The 19,775-nt window shown below is 42.7% G+C and carries 17 protein-coding genes; 7 read left to right on the top strand and 10 right to left on the bottom strand.

Features of this window, described 5'->3' with window-relative positions:
- Nucleotides 1-40: 40 nt before the first annotated feature.
- From pspA to dusA, 5 genes are all read right to left on the bottom strand, one after another.
- Nucleotides 41-700, bottom strand: a complete 660-nt coding sequence (gene pspA / locus QR722_RS02465; RefSeq protein ID WP_286285172.1) for a phage shock protein PspA — start codon at nucleotides 698-700, stop codon at nucleotides 41-43.
- A 473-nt stretch (nucleotides 701-1,173) separates the two neighbouring features.
- A complete protein-coding gene (locus tag QR722_RS02460) occupies nucleotides 1,174-1,602 on the bottom strand; it encodes a MarR family winged helix-turn-helix transcriptional regulator (protein ID WP_286285171.1) in 429 nt (142 codons plus the stop codon).
- A gap of 216 nt (nucleotides 1,603-1,818) precedes the next feature.
- On the bottom strand, nucleotides 1,819-1,974 hold the full coding sequence (locus tag QR722_RS02455; RefSeq protein ID WP_286285170.1) for a hypothetical protein: 156 nt from the start codon (nucleotides 1,972-1,974) through the stop codon (nucleotides 1,819-1,821).
- 15 nt (nucleotides 1,975-1,989) lie between these two features.
- Complete coding sequence (locus QR722_RS02450) at nucleotides 1,990-2,277, bottom strand: hypothetical protein (RefSeq protein WP_286285169.1); 288 nt, start codon at nucleotides 2,275-2,277, stop codon at nucleotides 1,990-1,992.
- Between the two features lie 226 nt (nucleotides 2,278-2,503).
- Nucleotides 2,504-3,493: a tRNA dihydrouridine(20/20a) synthase DusA gene (gene dusA / locus QR722_RS02445; protein ID WP_502872462.1), complete on the bottom strand. Its 990-nt coding sequence runs from the start codon at nucleotides 3,491-3,493 to the stop codon at nucleotides 2,504-2,506.
- A gap of 377 nt (nucleotides 3,494-3,870) precedes the next feature.
- On the opposite strand from dusA, the gene QR722_RS02440 reads away from it, so the two are divergent.
- Both QR722_RS02440 and QR722_RS02435 read left to right on the top strand, forming a co-directional pair.
- Nucleotides 3,871-4,122 carry a hypothetical protein gene (locus tag QR722_RS02440; protein ID WP_286285167.1) on the top strand — a complete coding sequence of 84 codons (252 nt, stop codon included), beginning with the start codon at nucleotides 3,871-3,873 and terminating at the stop codon, nucleotides 4,120-4,122.
- Between the two features lie 4 nt (nucleotides 4,123-4,126).
- Complete coding sequence (locus QR722_RS02435) at nucleotides 4,127-5,224, top strand: threonine aldolase family protein (RefSeq protein WP_286285166.1); 1,098 nt, start codon at nucleotides 4,127-4,129, stop codon at nucleotides 5,222-5,224.
- 109 nt (nucleotides 5,225-5,333) lie between these two features.
- Here the strand turns inward: QR722_RS02435 and QR722_RS02430 are convergent, their stop codons facing one another.
- The 3 genes from QR722_RS02430 to QR722_RS02420 form a co-directional block, all read right to left on the bottom strand.
- Nucleotides 5,334-5,609 (bottom strand): GNAT family N-acetyltransferase, encoded by a 276-nt coding sequence (locus tag QR722_RS02430; RefSeq protein WP_286285165.1) that lies wholly within the window; start codon nucleotides 5,607-5,609, stop codon nucleotides 5,334-5,336.
- 181 nt (nucleotides 5,610-5,790) lie between these two features.
- Nucleotides 5,791-9,006, bottom strand: coding sequence for an efflux RND transporter permease subunit (locus QR722_RS02425; protein ID WP_286285164.1), 3,216 nt, complete (start codon nucleotides 9,004-9,006; stop codon nucleotides 5,791-5,793).
- A gap of 11 nt (nucleotides 9,007-9,017) precedes the next feature.
- A complete protein-coding gene (locus QR722_RS02420) occupies nucleotides 9,018-10,103 on the bottom strand; it encodes an efflux RND transporter periplasmic adaptor subunit (protein ID WP_286285163.1) in 1,086 nt (361 codons plus the stop codon).
- Between the two features lie 469 nt (nucleotides 10,104-10,572).
- Here QR722_RS02420 and QR722_RS02415 point away from each other — a divergent pair, with 469 nt between their 5' ends.
- From QR722_RS02415 to QR722_RS02405, 3 genes are all read left to right on the top strand, one after another.
- Nucleotides 10,573-11,064 carry a YqiA/YcfP family alpha/beta fold hydrolase gene (locus QR722_RS02415; RefSeq protein ID WP_286285162.1) on the top strand — a complete coding sequence of 164 codons (492 nt, stop codon included), beginning with the start codon at nucleotides 10,573-10,575 and terminating at the stop codon, nucleotides 11,062-11,064.
- Nucleotides 11,065-11,658: 594 nt separating this feature from the next.
- Nucleotides 11,659-12,123 carry a hypothetical protein gene (locus tag QR722_RS02410; protein WP_286285161.1) on the top strand — a complete coding sequence of 155 codons (465 nt, stop codon included), beginning with the start codon at nucleotides 11,659-11,661 and terminating at the stop codon, nucleotides 12,121-12,123.
- A gap of 179 nt (nucleotides 12,124-12,302) precedes the next feature.
- On the top strand, nucleotides 12,303-13,997 hold the full coding sequence (locus tag QR722_RS02405) for a methyl-accepting chemotaxis protein (RefSeq protein WP_286285160.1): 1,695 nt from the start codon (nucleotides 12,303-12,305) through the stop codon (nucleotides 13,995-13,997).
- A 125-nt stretch (nucleotides 13,998-14,122) separates the two neighbouring features.
- Here QR722_RS02405 and QR722_RS02400 read toward each other — a convergent pair whose 3' ends face one another.
- Nucleotides 14,123-15,346, bottom strand: a complete 1,224-nt coding sequence (locus QR722_RS02400; protein ID WP_286285159.1) for a sensor histidine kinase — start codon at nucleotides 15,344-15,346, stop codon at nucleotides 14,123-14,125.
- Nucleotides 15,333-16,004 (bottom strand): response regulator transcription factor, encoded by a 672-nt coding sequence (locus QR722_RS02395; protein ID WP_286285158.1) that lies wholly within the window; start codon nucleotides 16,002-16,004, stop codon nucleotides 15,333-15,335. The genes QR722_RS02400 and QR722_RS02395 overlap by 14 nt, the downstream gene beginning before the upstream one ends.
- 120 nt (nucleotides 16,005-16,124) lie before the next feature.
- Here QR722_RS02395 and QR722_RS02390 point away from each other — a divergent pair, with 120 nt between their 5' ends.
- Together QR722_RS02390 and QR722_RS02385 are read left to right on the top strand one after the other, a co-directional pair.
- Entirely contained in the window at nucleotides 16,125-18,059 is a 1,935-nt protein-coding gene (locus tag QR722_RS02390; protein ID WP_286285157.1) for an LTA synthase family protein, read from the top strand.
- A gap of 6 nt (nucleotides 18,060-18,065) precedes the next feature.
- The gene (locus tag QR722_RS02385; RefSeq protein WP_286285156.1) at nucleotides 18,066-19,718 is read left to right on the top strand and encodes a ShlB/FhaC/HecB family hemolysin secretion/activation protein; all 1,653 of its coding nucleotides are present in this window, start codon (nucleotides 18,066-18,068) and stop codon (nucleotides 19,716-19,718) included.
- Nucleotides 19,719-19,775: the final 57 nt, after the last annotated feature.

The following is a 19,775-nucleotide window of genomic DNA, read 5'->3' as shown; positions in this document are numbered from 1 at the left end:
ACCAGAGGCCGCAATTACGGCCTCAGGAGATAATTACTATTTAAGCGACTTTTTGTTTAATCGCTTGCAACTCTTTCTCGATATTCTCATCTTGTTCAAGCTGCTGAATTTCAGCCGTTAAGCTATTGGTGTTTGAAACCAAGTCGTATGCATCTACTTGAGATTCCAAGTCATCAATGCGTCTTTCGTAGTGTTCAAACTTGGTGATTGCAAAATCAATTTTTTCCACATGCTGGGTCGTTTTCAGTTTAAGACGAGCAGTGGCAGACTGTTGTCTGATATCCAGCGACTTCTGACGACTCTTGGCTTCTTTCAACTTATCCTGTAGACGAGCTGTGTCTTCCTGCAATTTTACAATCGCCTCTTCAATTACGACCATTTCCTTGGCTAATTGTGACAGAGCCTGTTCAGCATTATGTTTTTCGGCCAAAGCCGCTCGGGCAAGATCTTCACGATCTTTTTTCACTGCGATGGTGGCCTTGTATTGCCAATCTTCGATTTGGCCTTCTAACTTATCTTGTTTACGCAGTAATTGTTTCTTATCAGCTAAACTGCGTGCAGCAACTGAACGAACTTCTACCAGCGTCTCTTCCATCTCTTGAATAATTAAACGGATCACTTTGTGTGGATCTTCCGCTTTGTCCAAAATTGCATTAATGTTGGCTTGTACTATGTCGGTCATTCTTGAAAACATACCCATTTATCTATCCTCCACGATGTTTATGAGTAATTAAGAAAGAATTGCAAAGCTGCGATTCTCAAATAGTTAACACTTAACTTAATTAATCTATTACAAGTGTCGTGCCAATCTTACAAAAACACATAAATCACTGATTTTATAGGATTTTATTTAATCTAAAACTAATTATCAGAACTTCATCAAAATCGTTCTACAAACATAATTGGTCAAAAACACTAATCAGTTGGTCAATTTAAAAAGATTAAAGAGGGAGTTGTTGACAGCTTAGGCTAGTGTTCGGATATGTTGGATCTAATGTTTCGATAGATAACGCTAAGTTTAATTGTATAAAGCATCGTCCGCTGCGATCATTAGCTCAAGATAATTGACAATTTAGAGACTTGCTTAATCTTATTCGTGGATTATTTGCTAGGTAGGTAACATTTCTCCAAAGGCTAACAATACTAACCAGTCAGCGCATGGAGTTAGGCTATTCATCGTGGATTGAGGTCGTTGAGGATGTGCAAAATCGAGTCAGTTTGATATTGCCGTAATTCCGGTAATAGTGATTGGCTCGTGGCCTGAAATGTGATCCACGCATTTTCATACAATTCCAATCCAGCTTTGGACAACTTAACCAGGCTAACTCTTGCATCTCTAGGGTTATTTTCTTTTTCGATTAAATGCATCTTCTGCAATGGATTGATCATCCGTGTTATCCCAGACGCTGTCATTACCATGGCTTCGGCCAACGCAATTCGACTTAGACTATGGTTTGGACTGCTATGTAAAATGTGTAGCGCCATGAATTCGCTATAACTGACGCCATGCACACTGAACGCACGGTCTATTTTCTTACTTAATCTGACGGCTGCAAAGTTGAGCGCGGTTATGATCGTCATCTCTTGATTAAATTCTGGCATTTTGATGCTTAAATAATTTACTTGTGCATTCAAGTATTATTCAACAACATATAAACTATAAGTTAATATTTATTGCACAATTATAAATTTGATTGATTGAGAGAGTTAGAATTTTGCAACTAGTGTGACGTTTAGTGACTCGCAGGCGGGTTAGTTTGGAGAAAGGGAGATTGAGTAATCTAAAGTCTTATCCGACTAGATTAATGACGGTCAAAACTACGAAATATGACCGTCATGATAATGAATTTTTTTGGCGTTAACCGGTACTTCATGACTACTGCGACTCTCAATCAGACTAAATATCAGTGCTGCTGCGAGATATGCCATAACCGGTGCAAATAACAGAGTTAAAAGGTGTATATGATTAATCATAACAACGCCCCCCTATTACTCAGCTTTATCATTTTCAGATTTGCTTACAACTTCGGTGCTTTCAAGATCCGTAATAGTCACATTAGTCGCATAGGTTTGAGCTTCTGTTTCAAAACCAATTGTATTATTTGCAGTTAGAACGGCTTCTTGCACGCTGTAACTAATTTCTTGTTGAGTAGCATAAACAGCCTGTGAAACAAAACTACCCACCAATTGCTCAACAGACACTTCGTTTGCTTGAGTATTAGCTGATAAAAATAAACCTGAAAGTACGATAGTAGCAGTAGTCAATTTAGTAAACATGGTATTTTCCTTTGAGTTGGTTTTCCAATTTAGTCACTGATTATTCAGTTACTAGTTAAGTCGCAATTACTATTGCGATAGTTGTGCCAACTACAAATAAAATTTACATATCATTGATTATTAAGGAATTTATAGAAACCCTCGTGATTTGCGAGGGTGTTTGACGCAGGCTATTATTTGCACTAAAGTTACTTTTTAGTATTTTTAACCAATGAGCTTGGTTAATTTAACCAACTCTGTTAATGAACGACTCACTCTGAAATTTTTCGGCTTGCAATTGAGCTTCGTCAAGTACAGCTAGTGCATCACTTAGCAATTCAACCCCGACTCCTTTTTGGGTGCCATTTTGACTAAGATACCTGCGCCAAATCCTCGCGCCAGGTTGGCCCTGAAACAAACCGAGCATATGTCGAGCGATATGCCAAATCCGAGCATAAGGCTCATCGAGCTGAGTCTGAGCATAGGCAATCATGTTGTGCACAATTTGGTGACGACTAGGAATACTGTGGTTATCCTGATAATAACGGCTATCAACTTCAGCGAGGATATAAGGGTTGCTATAAACCTCACGACCAATCATCACACCATCAATATAGTTTAAATGCAGATCCGTATCATCCAGTGTTTTCACTCCGCCATTTATACTGATGTGTAGATCAGGAAACTGCTGCTTGAGGTGATACACCCTATCGTACATTAGCGGCGGTACATCGCGGTTTTCTTTTGGGCTAAGGCCTTTCAGCCAGGCTTTGCGGGCATGCACAATAAAGGTGTCACAGCCGCTGTCAGCAACCACATCAATAAAGCGGGTAAGATCTTCATATTCATCCATCTGGTCAATACCGATCCGGGATTTGACTGTAACGGGAATATCCACTTCAGCTTGCATGGCTTTGATACAGGTAGCCACAGTGTCCGGCTCGGCCATCAGACACGCCCCAAAGCGACCATTTTGTACTCTATCGGAAGGGCAGCCAACATTAATGTTCACTTCATCGTAACCACGTTGTTGGGCTAAAACCGCACAACGAGCCATATCGACAGGATCAGAACCACCTAATTGCAATGCCACGGGATGCTCAGCATCATTAAATGCCAAGTAGTCGCCTTTGCCGAATATGATTGCCCCAGTAGTTACCATTTCTGTATACAACAATGCATGCTGGGATATCTGCCGTAAAAAATAGCGACAATGTTTATCAGTCCAATCCAGCATTGGAGCGACTGAGATGGTGCGATTGAGTGGTTGAGTCGTAGGTTTCAAGTTAGGCCTTTGTTTTATATGGTATATATCTATTTTCCACAGCAAATTCGCAATGCGGGATTTTGCCCTTTCATTCCTTATTTTGACCCTATCGGGAAACGATTTACAACATCAGGAATGCAGCGGTGGCGCATTATAGCACTTCAAAAAGAGTAAGGAAAAATCAAACTGTTTATAGTGTGAGGGGTCTGGCATTAGCTTTCAGCCATAGTCACTTGTATGAAATCTAAAATTCAAATAACAAAACCCAATGGACTAAAATGGGCAATAGTGTTTTTAACTCGCTTTGTGAGTACCATAACGAATAAAGCAACAACCTGTTGGGTAATATGGCAAAGCCAAATAAAAAGGGACCTAAACGCACGGTGCTAATTTCGTGCTTGCAGTGTAAGACGTTGCTGTTTAAATACCGTAAGGGCGGTAAGGGAGCACTATTAAAGTGTTTTTTAGAACGCATTGTAGAAGATCACACAACAACACCCTGTCATTGCCCTGGCTGTAAACAAGAGTTTGCCAGAGAAACTTTGATTCGAGGTACGCCTGCATATAAGATTATTGGCGGTAAAATCCACATGAAATAACACTATGACGCTGATATCTGATTTACTTAAAACCCGCTTTGACGAGCTTCACGCCCACGCTAAAGCTGCTATCCATCGCCATCAACAACTGGACATGGCCGATGAGCTTAAGCTGTTGAGTCAATCTATAACTAGCAACGACAGTCGCGACAGCTATGGTAGAGGCGGGATAATTAGCGATTTTGAGCAACAGTTAAGTCAATTATTCTCAACCCAAAGTTGCCTTTTTCTTCCTACAGGAACCCTCGCTCAGTGTGCGGCACTCAAATGCTATAGCCAACTAACGGGCCGTTCATATGTGGGATTGCACCCAACATCCCATCTTTTGCTGCATGAACATAGGGCGATTGAGCAACTCTGGGGCTTAAACGTGGCTGAAATGGGCACCTATAATCAGGTCTTAACTATAGACGACTTCGGCAAGCTGGATCCTGCGACGACAGCTGCGATTATAATTGAAACACCGATGCGTGAAATAGGTGGTCAGTTACCCAGTTGGAGTGACCTGACCACGATTAAAGCATGGTGTAAGGAGCATGGAATAAAATTGCATTTAGATGGCGCTAGGATATGGCAAACCACAGAATTTTACCAGCGCCCCCTTGCCGAGATCGCCTCACTATTTGATAGTATTTATGTCAGCTTTTATAAAGATCTAGGCGGAATATCCGGTGCAGCACTACTTGGCAGTGACAAGCTCATTGATCAGGCGCGAGTTTGGGCACGAAGAGCTGGAGGAAACCCGATTACACTTTACCCTGAGGTCATCGCCGCCCGCGCTGGGCTTAACAAATACCTATCTGCCATGCCGCAATTTGTCGATTATACACGGCAATTATGTGACGCTTTGCGCTGCGCGCCATTGAGCATAGTGCCAGCTAACCCTCAGGTCGCTATGTTTCACCTGCACTTTGATATGAGCGCCCAAGACTTAGCGGCAAGAATCGTAAGCTACGCACAACACACCGGTATTATTGTGCTTCCGCTACCTCGCTCCGGTAGTAAACAAACTTGTGTATGCGAAATATCGATTGGTGATCGGGCAGTAGTCCACCAGCCAAATTACTGGGCTGAACATATTCAAGCTTGCTTAGCCCAATAAAGCAGAATTGAATTGAACCTGTTGAATAAAACGTTGGTTAAGTGCAAAAGATTCAAAATCGGCTTACGCATGTTTCTACCAGATCAATTCAAACCGACCGTTAGCGTAATCAAGCAAATAGGTCGCTCGCTTGAGGATGTTTTTCTTGATATCTAACCACGTAAGAACACTGGGCAACGGCTTTTTTATTAGCCTTTTTAATTTCTTCTAGCACATCCTCCAGAAGCGTCTTGGCTAGGCCTTTACCAGCCAGATCATCCGGTACTATAGTGTGGGTTAGATGCACCTTATCACCTTGTACATCATAAGTGATGTAAGCAATATGGCCGTCAATATGATACTCATATTTACATTCTTTTTCATTATGTATAAGTGTATTGGACATTATTTTCCCTTATAACTATTAGCAATTATAGCGGTTTGGCGTATTTTGAAAAACCCGCTAGATACATCAAGACAGAATACTTTCTGGCTTAACTATAGTGGTAACTTAATAAGACCCAAAGTTCTAATGCAGCACGCTCCATGAGTTCACCACTTAGGTTCGGTCATTTTTTAACCCAAAGTCAAACGTGGCTTTCATTTTTCTGATACTGATATGCATAAAACACCACTGGAATGACAATTAACGTTAACAAGGTGGATACCAGTAAACCAAATATCAGCGATACGGCTAGCCCACCAAAGATGGGATCATCAATAATAAAGAAGCCCCCCATCATGGCAGCCAGAGCGGTTAGCGCAATAGGGACAGACCGGACAGCTGTTGCTTCTATGGTTGCAGCTTGTAAGTCTTTACCTTCGCGAACCTGTTGCTGAATAAAGTCTACCAGTAGGATGGAATTGCGCACTATGATCCCCGCAAGGGCTATCATACCGATCATTGACGGGGCGGTAAATTGCTGCCCAAGTAAAGCATGGCCAGGCATGATACCAATAATGGTCAGAGGGATCGGTGCCATGATGATTAGCGGTATCGAGTAGGAGCGAAATTGGGCGACGACTAACAAGTAAATCATTAACAGGCCGATAGAGTATGCTATGCCCATATCACGGAAGGTTTCATAGGTAACCTGCCACTCACCATCCCATTTCATACTCCACTTGTATGGATTTTCCGGCTGCTGAATATAGTACTGTTCAATAATCTCGCCTTCCACCCTATGTTCATCTAGGCTTGAGGCGATTTCAGCCAGACCATACAAAGGGCTGTCAGTTTCACCCGCCACGTCACCCGTTACGTACACTACAGGGAGTAAGTCTTTATGATAAATCGTTTGCTCACGCAATTGCTGTTGTAAAATAGTGACCTCAGACAAAGCAATCAATTCACCGGATTGAGCGCGAACCCGCAGATTTTGCAGTGCCAGTAAATCGTTTTTATTTACCACCGGCAAGGTTAAACGAATAGGGATGGCGACTTTCGCTTGCTCTTGATGTAGATAAGAGCTGTCCTCGCCAGCCAACGCGGCGGTCATGTCTGCCACAATACTGGCCTGGCTCACGCCAAGTTTGGCGGCTCTGGCTCGGTCAATGGCTAGGATCCATTTACGCTGAGGGGCTTCAACACTGTCATCTACATCCACCACATCTGTTGCTTTAGTGAATTGCCGTTTCACTTGTTGTGCTACATTCAACTGACGTTGATAATCTAAACCGTATACTTCAGCGACCAGTGGGGCTTGCACTGGCGGGCCCGGTGGCATTTCCACCACTTTAACATTGGCGTTGTGTGCTTTTGCTGTGGCGGCAATTAACTTTCGCGCTTCAAGGGCAATGGTGTGGCTTTTGCGATTGCGCAAATCCTTATGCGCCAGATTGACCTGAACCTCCCCCATATTGGCTTCTCTGCGCAGGTAATATTGTCGCACCAAGCCATTAAAATTGATGGGGGCAGCAGTGCCCGCATAGAGCTGATAGTTGTCCATTTCAGGTAAGGCTTCCAGATCATCCGCCAGCGCCTGCAAGGTGGCAAAGGTCTGTTCAAGGGTGGTGCCTTCTGGCATATCAATTACTAGCTGAAATTCACTTTTATTATCGAAGGGCAACATTTTCATCATCACCCCGCGATTTACTACCAGTAACAATGACAGCGCAATCAACACCAAGATAACTATCAGCAGCCAAATTCGGTTCATCCTTCCTGCGACTTTGTTTAAAAACGGGTTCAGTAGGCGTGTAAACAGATTCAGAAAACGGCTGTTAGTGCTTGTTTCTTCAGTAGCATGATGAGGTTGGTTTTTGAATAGGCGTAAAAATAACCATGGGGTCAGAATGAAAGCAACTGCTAAGCTGATGAGCATACCCGTAGACGCATTGATCGGAATAGGTCGCATGTACGGACCCATCAATCCGCTGACGAACGCCATAGGTAATAACGCTGCGATAACCGTAAAAGTTGCCAGAATTGTAGGGCCGCCCACTTCATCTACAGCAATAGGAATGGCGTCTTTTAACTCTCTGCCACCTAAAGTCATATGCCGGTGAATGTTTTCCACTACCACGATTGCATCATCCACCAGGATGCCGATGGAGAAAATCAATGCGAACAACGAGACTCGGTTTAAGGTAAAACCCCATGCCCATGAGGCGAATAGGGTAATCGCTAGGGTTGCAACGACCGCCGCCCCCACGACAAAGGCTTCCCGCCGACCCAGTGCTATCATCACCAGCACTATTACCGATAAGGTAGCAAATATTAGCTTCTTAATTAGCGTCTGGGCTTTTTCTTCTGCGGTGGCCCCGTAATTGCGAGTAATAGTGGCTTCTACCCCATCGGGAAAGTAAATCCCCTGCATTTGGTCGAAGCGCTCAATCACAGCATTGGCCACATCAACGGCATTCTCGCCCGGCTTTTTCGCGACTGTCATAGTGACAGCGGGATAACGGCCAGTTACATCAAGTGAACTGGCGGCACCGATACCAAAGGCTACATAATGTTCTGGGCTGTCGTGGCTAAGGCTGACATCAGCCACATCGCGCAGAAATACCGGCGCACCTTTAAATACACCCACTACCAGTTCGGCAATGTCTTGAGCAGAGGTTAAAAATGACCCAACCTGGACTTTAATTTGTTCGTTTTGACTGATCAGGTTGCCTGCATCAGCGGAAGCATTCGCAGCGGCTAAACTTTGTCGCAGATCACTTAAAGATAATTGATATGAAGCCAAGCGAACAGGATCGAAATTCACCATGACCACGGATGCGGCCCCGCCAATGGTTTTTATTTCACGTGTACCCGGCACTCGCTGCAATTCGGCCTCCATCGCGCGGGCTATGCTGAGTAAATCCACACTGGTTAAATCTGGATTTTGACTCCATATGGTGCCGCTTACGATAGGTACATCATCAATTCCTTTCGGCTTTATCAGGACAGGCATGATGCCAAGATTAGCCGGAAAGGTATCCTGATTTGAATAAAAGGCATTATATAAGCGCACTATGGCATCCGTTCTGTCTTCGCCTACGGTAAAGCGAACGGTCAATAGAGCCATACCCGGTGAGGAGGCTGAGTAGACATGTTCCACCCCTTGGATTTCCGACACAATCTGTTCTGCTGGGGTAGTAACCAGTGACTCGACTTCTTTAGCGCTGGCGCCAGGAAAAGCCACGTACACGTTGGCAAAGGTCACATTAATTTGCGGCTCTTCCTCACGAGGAGTCACCAAAACAGCAAACAAACCAAGCAACAATCCAACCACAGCCAATAGTGGGGTAATTTCTGATGTCAGAAATTGTTTGGCTATACGCCCGGAAATCCCTAACGGTGTGGCAGCAGACATTCGCAGCTCCTTTAATTTTGGTGATTAAAATGCTGGGATTTATATACGCTGGCAGCAGCAACTGGGTCTAGCGCAACTAGTGTGCCTTGCTCAATACCTGCCTCTACTACCCTATGGTCGCCCGCTAACAGTTTACCGAGACGAACATAACGAAATTCAAGCATTTGATTGGCGTCCAATACATAAACGCCATTGACTTCACCACGTTTTGCTACGGCAACATCGGGCAATGTAACTGATTCTTCACTGCCGGTTGCAAAAGCAACCTTTACTAGAGTACCTGGAAATAATGGCGGCTCCCGTTCAGCTTGAGGCAGTTCCACCAGCGATTTGAAGCTATGACTAGCAGTATCCGCCGAAGGGGGTATGCGCAATGACGCTGCCTCAATAGATTGACCGTCAGGAAGTATCACCCGTGCTTGTTTGTGCTGTCTTAGCGAGCCAATATAATTCTGTGGCACATCAACTTGAACACGCAAATGTGAAAGTGAAACCCCTTCCATCAACGGGCTTCCTGGGGCAACTGTGCTGCCGACATCGGCCAGTCGGCGCACTAATATCCCGCTATAGGGCGCAACAACCTTGGTGTATGACAGTCTTTGCTGGGCATCCGTGATCGCCGCTTTGGCTGATTGAACTCTAGCCGCAGCACTATTTTGTGCGGCTTTGGCTCTATCTAAATCTGCTTTAGACACTGCACCTCGTGAAAAGACATCATTAATCCGTGACAGTTGCTGGTCTGCCTCTGTAAATCTTGCCTGAGCATCGTTTAGTTGTGCATTGGCATTGACTAGTGCGGCCTGTTGCTCACTGTCGGTCAAACGTGCAATCACCTCACCCTGTGCGACAAAGTCCCCCACATCAAAGGGCAATTCTACAATTCGACCACTGGTTTGGGCTGAAACAGTCGAACGATTCACCGCTTCCACGATACCATCAAACTGCACTTCGATGTTGATAGTGCGCTGTTCTGCACTCACAGTTTCTAGTTGTTCCACTCCGCTGCCTGCTTTTTTATCAACAGCTAGTGGCGGTTCATTACAGGCGAACAGAATACAAATCGCAGATGCCGCGGTGATAAGTTTGAGCAGATTCATAGGCTTAACCTTGTTTGGATATGACACCATATTGAAAGCCCCACGAGAAGGTGATGCCACAATTAATAAGCAGACCGATATTGTTTTTAGCCGGTAGCCTAGCTATCGACAGTTCACTCAATTTAAATTAAATCGCGGTTAATGTATACTAAGTCTAGCTTAATCGCGGTGCGGTCTTTTAGGTCTATAAAAACACATTCAAAGGGAACAATGACTCATAGGAGCTGGGCTGTATTGAATCGCGACTGTTCAGAAAGAGGCTTAATGACCTGAGCGACACTAAATACGGCATATATGACATATGGCCATTAAGAGTTTTCATCACTTGATGTTGAACACCTTTACTGTTCATTCGCTGCATTTTCAGGCCTAAAACTTCTAGTCTTGTTGAAGAGCAGCGGATTTAACATGCGTTATCCCTTTGATATTCTGCTAATGCTATTTTTTAAAACCTAACTAGGATTGTGATATGAAAGTCGTTTTCTCGCACGGCAAAGAAAGTGGGCCTTGGGGGAGTAAAATAACCAAGCTCGCCAATTTAAGTAAAGCGTTGGGTTTAGAGGTTGATAGTCTAGATTATACCGCTGTAGTCAATCCAGACGAGCGGGTAACGAAGCTCAATAATTATTTGCAAAGGGAAACTCAGCCATACATTTTAGTCGGCTCAAGTATGGGAGGTTATGTTTCACTCGTCGCGGCACAAGCCAATAAACCGCAGGGTATATTTTTACTAGCTCCTGCGCTGTATATGCCTGACTATCAACACCAATCCTACCCCACTGATTTGAGCAACGTTGAGATTGCTCACGGTTGGTCTGACAACATAATTCCGATAGATAACTCAATCAAATATGCACATCAGGCAAAATGCACCTTGCACCTGATTGATGGCGACCATCGACTTAATGCTTCGATTGAACAAGTTTTGCAACTCTACAGAACATTTTTATTGAGGATTTAAAACTAAAATAATCTGTAACAATATGGGCCAGAAACATATCCGAGTAATTTTTAACGCGAACTCAGTATTATTGTTTAATTAGACCGAACAAAAATACACAGGTATGTATTTATATAACACAATTAAATAATAACCACTTTGTATTTTTAATTGGGCAATAAAGAATATAAATTTAGAAAATATTGACCTGAAAGTTATTTTACTCCGAGTTTAGTTCAGTGATACTTTTTATAAACTCCAACTTAAAAATCAAACACAGCCTGACCAGCGAGATTTAACCACAACCAAAATAAAACCATTATTATCAGTAACATAAAAACAAAAACTTACTAACCTCAATTAGCAAAGGTAATTTAATTTAAAACTAATATGAATTTGATACTACGAAAAAAGCCATAATAATAAAATTAACAATCAAAATATTATCAATTAATAACTCGGGTGTTATTTTTCAATAATTTACTCGAAAAGGCTTCTACTGATTCAATTTATCGCCACTCTTCATACCAAAGTATAGTACTATATAGAATCGATTGCATTAACATAACGCCAATCGATATTAACTGATTTCATTGTATTTAGGATCCTCACTTTATGATTAGTTTAAAAAAGTTACTTTCTACTACACTTCTCACCTGTTTTGCGTTTGGGGTTGCAGCAGCGGGTGATGAACAACACTTTCCAGGTGTTTTTATTGGTATGACTAACGCCGAAAATGAAACTGAACTTACCTACGGTTTCGAGTACGAGTACAAATTTAATACTAACTGGGGTGCAGGTGCAGTATATGAAAAAACCAAAGACGCCCATCACGGTGACGGAATAACCGTTTCTTTGGCTTCACTATATTACCATCCCACTCAGAATGTCCGCTTAGGTATGGGCGTAGGCAGAGAAAAGCTTGGTGGTGATCATCCCCATTCTGAAGATCTTTATCGCCTTAGTGCTAGCTATGATTTCCATCTTGGTGACTTTGGTGTAGCCCCTACGGTAGCAGTTGATTTCATCGATGGTGAAGAAGCATATGTTCTTGGCGTGGCTTTTATTAAACCATTCTAAGACTTCTGTAATCTGGACTGCATTGCTACGAGGGTTTCTATCTTTATTAAGAACTGAAAGCGCCCAAATTTCACCCTGTCTTTATGGTAATTGACAAATTCAACGACGGTATAACCGTCGTTGAAACTTTAACGTAAGCAAGCCTTTCCAAGGCCGTGTTTAAGATAGGAAATAATCCAATGTTTAGCAAGTTTAAGATTGGCACTAAAATACAGATACTGGGGTTTTGCCAACTTTCATTGATGATAGTGATGGGCATCATTGCTATGCTTCAGATGGCAAAGCTAGGTGAAGAAATAAAGTACATTGCAGAAGAAGATATCCCGCTAGCTAACATGCTTACACTTATTTCAGAACATCAAGCAGAACAATCTATCCTATTTGAACGAGCTTTGTTCCACATGGCATTGGCTGAGCAAAATATTGGCAACGGCCTTGGTAAACTCAGTAACACTAAACAGCAATTTAACTCAATTACCACAAAAGTATTAGCTGAAATAGATACAGCTGAAAGTCATGTCAATAAAATGCTGCAACAAAATCATTCTGAGAAAATCAATCAAAAGTCTCAGAGTGTATTGAAAAACTTGAAAAAAATAGAACAACATTACAAAACATTAAATAGCCAAATAGTTACTCTTCTAGCTCAATCCCAATCAATGAACATTTCTGATTTAGCTGAACAAGCTATAGAGGTTGAAGAATTACAAAAGAAGGTGACGGAAGAAATTAGTGCCCAGTTAAATGATATCCAAAACTTCACCCTAGAAGCAGCTATAACAGCCGAGCACGATGAACAACGTGGTATCATTTGGATCATTGTTACTTTTGTCATAGCAACAATAATCGGTATCATTTTACCGATTGTAATTGGTCGTGCAATTGCCCGTCCAGTTAACCAGTTAGCTAAGCGTTTAGCTGAAATTGCTGAAGGCGATGGTGATCTTACCGTTTCCCTAAATGATACCGCCAAGGATGAAATAGGTGATGTAGCACGAGCATTTAATAAATTTACAGCTGTGTTACGGGTACTCATCTCTAACACTAATCTGCAAGCCGATGAGCTTGGAGTATCGTCACAAATTGCTATGCAAACCATGAGCGAAACCGAACACAACGTATCAAAACAACGCCTAGAGACCGAGATGGTGGCGACTGCGGTAACCGAAATGAGCACCACAACCCAAGAAGTTGCAAGAAATGCTGCTCACTCTGCTGAAGTGACACAGCGTGTAAAAGATAATGTTATGCAAGGTAAGAAAGATGCCCTAGATACACAATCAATCATGCAGCAATTGTCTGACGAAGTAAGTGAAGCGTCTAATGTTATTCAAAATCTAGTATCTGAAACAAATAACATCGGTAGTGTACTCGAAGCAATTCAAGGTATTGCCGAGCAAACCAATCTACTGGCTCTAAACGCTGCCATCGAAGCCGCTCGAGCGGGCGAGACAGGTCGAGGATTTGCAGTGGTTGCTGATGAAGTCCGTACTTTAGCCCAACGCACACAGACTTCAACAGTTGATATCCAAGCCCTGCTGGTAAGATTAAAAGCTGAAGCAAGCAATGCCGTAGCAAGCATGAGCAAAGGTAGCGATAGCGCGAGTATCTGTCTGCAAAAAAGCGCCACAACGAGTGAAACTTTTGAAACAACAGCAGTCGCCATTGAAGAAATATCTGATCTGAACCTACAAGTTGCAGCGGCAGTTGAAGAGCAATCCGCGGTTGCCGAAGAGATTAACCGTAATTTAATCAATATCAGTCAACTTGCCGACGTAACAGAAGAAGGTGCAAAGGCAACGATGAATGCGAATAACACCATTAGCCAACGAGTTACTGAGCTTCACGCTAACCTCAAAGTATTTATTGTTTAACCGAATGAATGCTACTGTCGGTTCCATCTCTTCAAGATGAAACCGACAGTTTTTAGTCCTGCACGGCGCATTGCTGCCATCAGCTACATGAGCACATTTGAGCGCTGTTTAATCTATATTTGTTGTTATTCATTGGCTTCCAGAATCAGCTCAATGAAATAGCTTTTATCGGTCACCTTTCTAGTCATTTTGAATCCACATTTATCCACCAACTTATATATGATCTCTAAGCCATAGGTCTTTCTATCTAGCGAATCTCGTGGGTTCTCGACAAAATTGTTTTCAAATAAAATAGAATGCTTGTTAATGACAATGGTTGCCGTCGAATCGGCGTGAGTGTAGATATTGCGAATAATGTTATCGATTAAGATATCAATTAATTTTTTATCCCCCTTGATGACCTCTGGGACACTCTGAATTGATAATTCTATATCAAACTTCTTGCCGACATTAACCTGTTGATTGCGCTCTAGGTTATGTTGGATGACATCGACAAGTGCCACGTTTTTTTGGGACTCAGTGGAGGTCTCTCGACCTAGGGTTAAAAAGGTATCCACTAGACTTTGCAGCTCTAGTGTCGCACTTTCAATTCGACCAATATTACGCTCATATCGCTGCGGATCTTGCTGTGGTAAACGCAACACCGCGATGGCGTTTTTAATTAACGATATGGGTGTGCGTAATTCGTGACTGGCGTAACGGGTAAACTCTTTTTCCCGCTCTAAAAATCCTTGTAAGCGCCCTATCAAGCCACTAAACGCTCGGCTAAGTGCGCCCACTTCATCGTTTCTATCTGCACCGTAAAATGGAGTATTACCACTACGTTGCTTGTTCTCAACATCTTCTGTTAATTTAATTATAGGTTGTGAAATGGCTCGACTAAAAAATAAGCCTATCATCAAGCCAACTACGGTAATCATTGCTCCTACCGATAGAAGAACTAAGAACAGTGTTGATAGGTCGCCTTCAAGGCTAGACAACTCTAGCTCGTTCAATGACAAGTACAAACGCTCGTTAGTACCCGGCACAGTAAACACCCCAACGTGCAACTCTTTATCATGTAATTCGCGCGTACCTAGGGGTTCAGCTTTTAGCCAGTCTGGCAAATCTGCAGAGCTGGACAAATAACTAACAAGACCTTTTGAGGCAGGCAAAAGCGCCTGCAAGGGTTGACTCTTGACCTGGTCGAAATAATATTCAGCTTCTGCTAATAGTCGCCTGTTAAGAATATCATCCTCGGTATATTTCATGGCGTTAAATACCAATAAACCGTACAAACTACTGATCACAAAGGTGGTAATAATAAATGCGCCAGTTAATTTATTTTGAATCGCTTTAGTGTGTTTCAAGGCGGTAACCTTTTCCATGTACAGTGGTGATTAATGGCGTTTTAAAAGGTCTATCTAGCGTATTACGCAGTCGATACATATGGGTGCGAAGGGCGTCACTTTCTGGCAGATCATCGCCCCACACCGCATGCTCTAATGTTTCTCTTGAAACCACATTAGGGCTCGCTTTAATCAGTTGCTTGAGAAGATTGAACTGAGTAGCGTGCAATTGAATAGTTATGCCTTCGCGCTCCACGCTCTGGTGAACATGATTGATGGTTAGCACACCAAATGTCTGCATGCCTATGTCTCGTCTTGGCCCCCTAGCTTCCAAAGCCTTTAAACGGCAGTGTAATTCTTCAGGCGCAAAAGGCTTAACCAAGTAGTCATCACAACCCGTGTTAAATCCAATCAGTTTGTCTTCTAAACTATCTCTGGCGGTTAAGAATAATAAGGGGGTGGCAACTTGCAATCGTTGGCGTATCTCTTCACAAGCCTGTAACCCCGTCATGCCAGGCATGGAAATATCTAACACCAGGGCATCATATTGATTTTGTTCGACTAACTTTACACAGGATTTTGCGTTATACGCATAATCCAACTCACAACCGACACCTTCCAAGTATTCACCCAGAGATTCAGCGAGTTGAACATTATCTTCTAATAGCAAAATTTTCATATTACACAGCATATTCGGAGCACTTTTGATCTACAACTCCTTTTTCGAGTCTCTGATGTGACATTTGGTTCACATATGCACCTATAGACTGCCCGCCTGATACATTAATTGAGTAACATTGTGGAACGCGATCATTACCGTTGGACACTGCCGATTCTAGGATTTTTAGCTTGTGGATTAGTATTTTTAAGTCTTAGCCGAGCCTTACTTGTGGTTTGGCAATTGGACCGTGTAGCTGCGGTTGATGGCGTTTGGTATGTATTATTGCAGGGGGTTCGATTTGATTTGGTGCTATTGGCCCAACTAATTATCATTCCAGTTTTACTGGTCCCCTTGTTGTCGCTCAACCGACTGACTTATGCCGTGACCATGCCGGTTTTACGAATTTATTTTTTGATAGTAGCAGCATTGTTAATATTCGTTGAATGCATCACTCCAAATTTTATTGGTCAATATGATTTTCGACCAAATGTGTTAATGATTGAGTACCTAGCCTATCCCAAAGAAGTCATTTCAATGCTATTAAAAGCCGTACCTTTGCAGCTTTTCCTAGCGATTTCGGTTACCGCAACCTTAACCTGGTATTTCGGCCGACTGCTAAAGTACTTCGAGTCTCAGAGCCGACCCGCCATATTTTGGAGTGCGCCATTATTGACGGTATTAGGGCTAATCCTGTGTGTTAGTGCGGCCAGATCGACAGTGGGTCATAGGCCAGTTAATCCAAGCACTGTGGCGTTCTCATCAGATACCTTAGTCAATTCATTACCGTTGAGCTCAGGCTATTCTGTAGCCTATGCCCTTTACGAAAAACTTCGTCATGAACAAAATGGTATGCCGGAGTACGGAGAATTAGCCAAATCCGAGGTGTTATCTGAAGTATTCAATTCGATGAATTTGAGTCCAAGTGAGTTTTTAGACCCAAATATCCCAACATTACACTCGCAAAGAATTAATAAACCAGCAACTCGTAAAAACTTAGTCATCATATTAGAAGAGAGCCTAGGTGCTGACTTTGTGGGAAGTTTGGGTGGCAGAGATATAACCCCTAATCTAGACCGTTTATCCAATCAGGGCATATGGTTTGAAAATTTATATGCTACTGGCACTCGCTCGGTGCGCGGTATCGAAGCCGTAATAACTGGCTTCTTACCCACCCCCGCTCGTTCTGTGGTTAAATTGGGCGGCAGTCAAAATAACTTTTTCACTATAGCTCAATTATTAGCAGATCAAAATTATCAAACCTCTTTTATATATGGTGGTGAAGCGCATTTCGACAACATGAAGCGTTTCTTTTCCAACAATGGCTTTAATCAGATTATCGAACAGAAAGATTTTGTGAACCCCGAGTTTGTAGGCTCTTGGGGGGTGTCAGATGAGGATTTGCTCAACCAAGCCCATGCAACTTTTGAAGCTATGTCTGGTGACGAACAACCCTTTTTCAGTCTGGTATTTACCTCAACAAATCATTCGCCATTTGAATTTCCTGATGGTCGAATCGACTTGGCTGAACAACCCAAAAATACCGTCGCCAATGCGGTGAAATATGCCGATTACGCCCTTGGGGAATTTATTGAAAAGGCTAAACAATCGGACTATTGGAAAGATACCGTATTTCTTATCATCGCTGATCACAGCGATAGAGTGTACGGCAACGAACTTGTGCCTATTAGTAAATTTAGGATACCAGGATTGATTATGGGCGCAGATATCGACCCTGTGGCAGTTCAACGAGTTACCAGCCAAGTGGACATGCTGCCCACGCTCCTTTCTTTAATTGGGGTGGAATCTAAGCACCCAGCCATTGGCATAGATTTAACTCGTCAGGATATTAATGAAATTCCCGGGCGGGCCATAATGCAGTTTGCCGGCACCCAAGCCTATATGGAAAACGATAAAGTTGTTGTGCTGCAAAAGCAGCAAAAACCCCAACAGTTCACCTATGCCAATAAGACATTATATCCGGTACCTGCGGATCCGGTATTGCAAAAACGCGCACTAGCCCACTCCCTTTGGCCTGTTTATACATATAAGGACAAGGCATATCGTCTGCCTTGAGTTGCCATGAATAGCATTACTTATTCTGTTTTCATCACTTTTTGCGCACTGCTACCTTTTCACAGCACTGCGCAGAGTGATTGTGAAGTACCTAATAGTGATATCAGTCAATCGGCTGCTAACAATACCAAACGAAAAGTGGGTCAATTAAAAATTGTCACTAATCCGATTTTTGATGAATCGGAAAAAGACACTATGGCCATACATTATTTTGCCAACTGGCTGCATGTTAATACTCAGCAAGCTGTTGTTGAAGAGCGCCTACCCTTTCAAGCTGGAGATACAATAGATCACGATGATTTATTGGAAGCCGAGAGAATCATTCGCAACCAGCCTTATATTCGAGATGCCAAAGTATCGTTTAGCCCGCAATGTAACTTTGATGACCCTACCGATGTTGAGGTGACAACATGGGATAATTGGTCATTGATTCCAACGGTCAGCTTTGGGCGTAAAGGAGGAGAAAACAAGTTCTCTTTAGGCATCAAAGAAGACAATGTGTTAGGTACGGGTATAAGAGCTAGAGTAAGATATAGTAGTGATGTGCAGCGCAGTGGTTATCAGTTTACATTAAAATCGCCCATGCCCTTTGCCCCCCACTCTACTATTTTTGTAGATTTAATGGACAATGATGACGGGCAACTTAGCCACCTTGTTTTCGACAAACCATTTTACGACCTGCACGCTAAAAACATGTTTTTTGGCTCCTATTTACATGATGATAAAACTCAGGACATATACCAGGCCGGCCAAACTCGTAATCGGTTTGATTTGCAGAACCATCGCTACGAGGCGGCTATGGGGTGGCAACTAAATGAATATGCCAATAGAACCACTAGGCTAAAAATGGGCGTAGTGGAAGATCAGTCAAAATTCTTAGCTACAGATCTAGACGCTATCAACGATTCCCTATTGCTGCCACAAGATCGACACTATCAATACCCATGGATAGGAATTGAGTACCTTCAACGGGACTACAAGGTCATGTCCGAGATCTACTTAATCAAACAAGCCGAAGACATCAATTTAGGCTGGCATTTTGAGTCCAAACTCGGGGTGGAGCTAAATGATCTGGCGCCTGGTGCCAGCCTTGGTTATCACCTTGAAGTGAATGCATCCAAGGGCTTTAATATTAATGACGGACTGCTATTGCTAGCCCTGTCAGCTAACAGCGACTTCAATACATCTCAGCCTGATCGCTTGATAACCTCAGCCAAAGCAGAGTATTTTTATCGCTATTCGGATTTACTCGGTTTCTATTCTAGGCTATCAGGCACAGCCTCTAAAAATCAGTATCTTGACGATCCTGTTACCCTAGGTGACGAAAATGGGGTACGGGGCTATCCCTTGCAATATCAACATGGTGATAACAGCGTATCAGGCTCTATTGAAGCCCGTTTGTACACTGATTACAATATATACAAAATACTAGATGTTGGTTTTGCAACCTTTGTTGATGTAGGTAAGGCTTGGTCTGGTTCACAAACTGATTTCAACGAAACTAATTCTACATTAGCCAGTATGGGCCTCGGCGCTAGACTATACTCCAATCGTTCTAGTCACAAAAGTGTTATTCATATGGATATCGTAAAGCCATTTTCGACTTCAATTAATGTCGACTCTTGGGAATGGCGTCTGCAAATTAAGCAGTCCTTTTAGATGACTAATATCAATTTTAATCTTTTCACTTTCTATCTTTTTTAGCATGGATACCAA

The organism is Aliiglaciecola sp. LCG003 (assembly GCF_030316135.1).
Lineage (GTDB): Bacteria > Pseudomonadota > Gammaproteobacteria > Enterobacterales > Alteromonadaceae > Aliiglaciecola.
This window is presented reverse-complemented; position numbering and strand designations above follow the sequence as displayed.

Bases quoted from the DNA above. Each gene is read 5' to 3' on its own strand.
- pspA (WP_286285172.1), bottom strand. From the start codon at position 700: ATGGGTATGTTTTCAAGAATGACCGACATAGTACAAGCCAACATTAAT.
- QR722_RS02460 (WP_286285171.1), bottom strand. From the start codon at position 1,602: ATGCCAGAATTTAATCAAGAGATGACGATCATAACCGCGCTCAACTTT.
- QR722_RS02455 (WP_286285170.1), bottom strand. From the start codon at position 1,974: ATGATTAATCATATACACCTTTTAACTCTGTTATTTGCACCGGTTATG.
- QR722_RS02450 (WP_286285169.1), bottom strand. From the start codon at position 2,277: ATGTTTACTAAATTGACTACTGCTACTATCGTACTTTCAGGTTTATTT.
- dusA (WP_502872462.1), bottom strand. From the start codon at position 3,493: ATGCTGGATTGGACTGATAAACATTGTCGCTATTTTTTACGGCAGATA.
- QR722_RS02440 (WP_286285167.1), top strand. From the start codon at position 3,871: ATGGCAAAGCCAAATAAAAAGGGACCTAAACGCACGGTGCTAATTTCG.
- QR722_RS02435 (WP_286285166.1), top strand. From the start codon at position 4,127: ATGACGCTGATATCTGATTTACTTAAAACCCGCTTTGACGAGCTTCAC.
- QR722_RS02430 (WP_286285165.1), bottom strand. From the start codon at position 5,609: ATGTCCAATACACTTATACATAATGAAAAAGAATGTAAATATGAGTAT.
- QR722_RS02425 (WP_286285164.1), bottom strand. From the start codon at position 9,006: ATGTCTGCTGCCACACCGTTAGGGATTTCCGGGCGTATAGCCAAACAA.
- QR722_RS02420 (WP_286285163.1), bottom strand. From the start codon at position 10,103: ATGAATCTGCTCAAACTTATCACCGCGGCATCTGCGATTTGTATTCTG.
- QR722_RS02415 (WP_286285162.1), top strand. From the start codon at position 10,573: ATGAAAGTCGTTTTCTCGCACGGCAAAGAAAGTGGGCCTTGGGGGAGT.
- QR722_RS02410 (WP_286285161.1), top strand. From the start codon at position 11,659: ATGATTAGTTTAAAAAAGTTACTTTCTACTACACTTCTCACCTGTTTT.
- QR722_RS02405 (WP_286285160.1), top strand. From the start codon at position 12,303: ATGTTTAGCAAGTTTAAGATTGGCACTAAAATACAGATACTGGGGTTT.
- QR722_RS02395 (WP_286285158.1), bottom strand. From the start codon at position 16,004: ATGAAAATTTTGCTATTAGAAGATAATGTTCAACTCGCTGAATCTCTG.
- QR722_RS02385 (WP_286285156.1), top strand. From the start codon at position 18,066: ATGAATAGCATTACTTATTCTGTTTTCATCACTTTTTGCGCACTGCTA.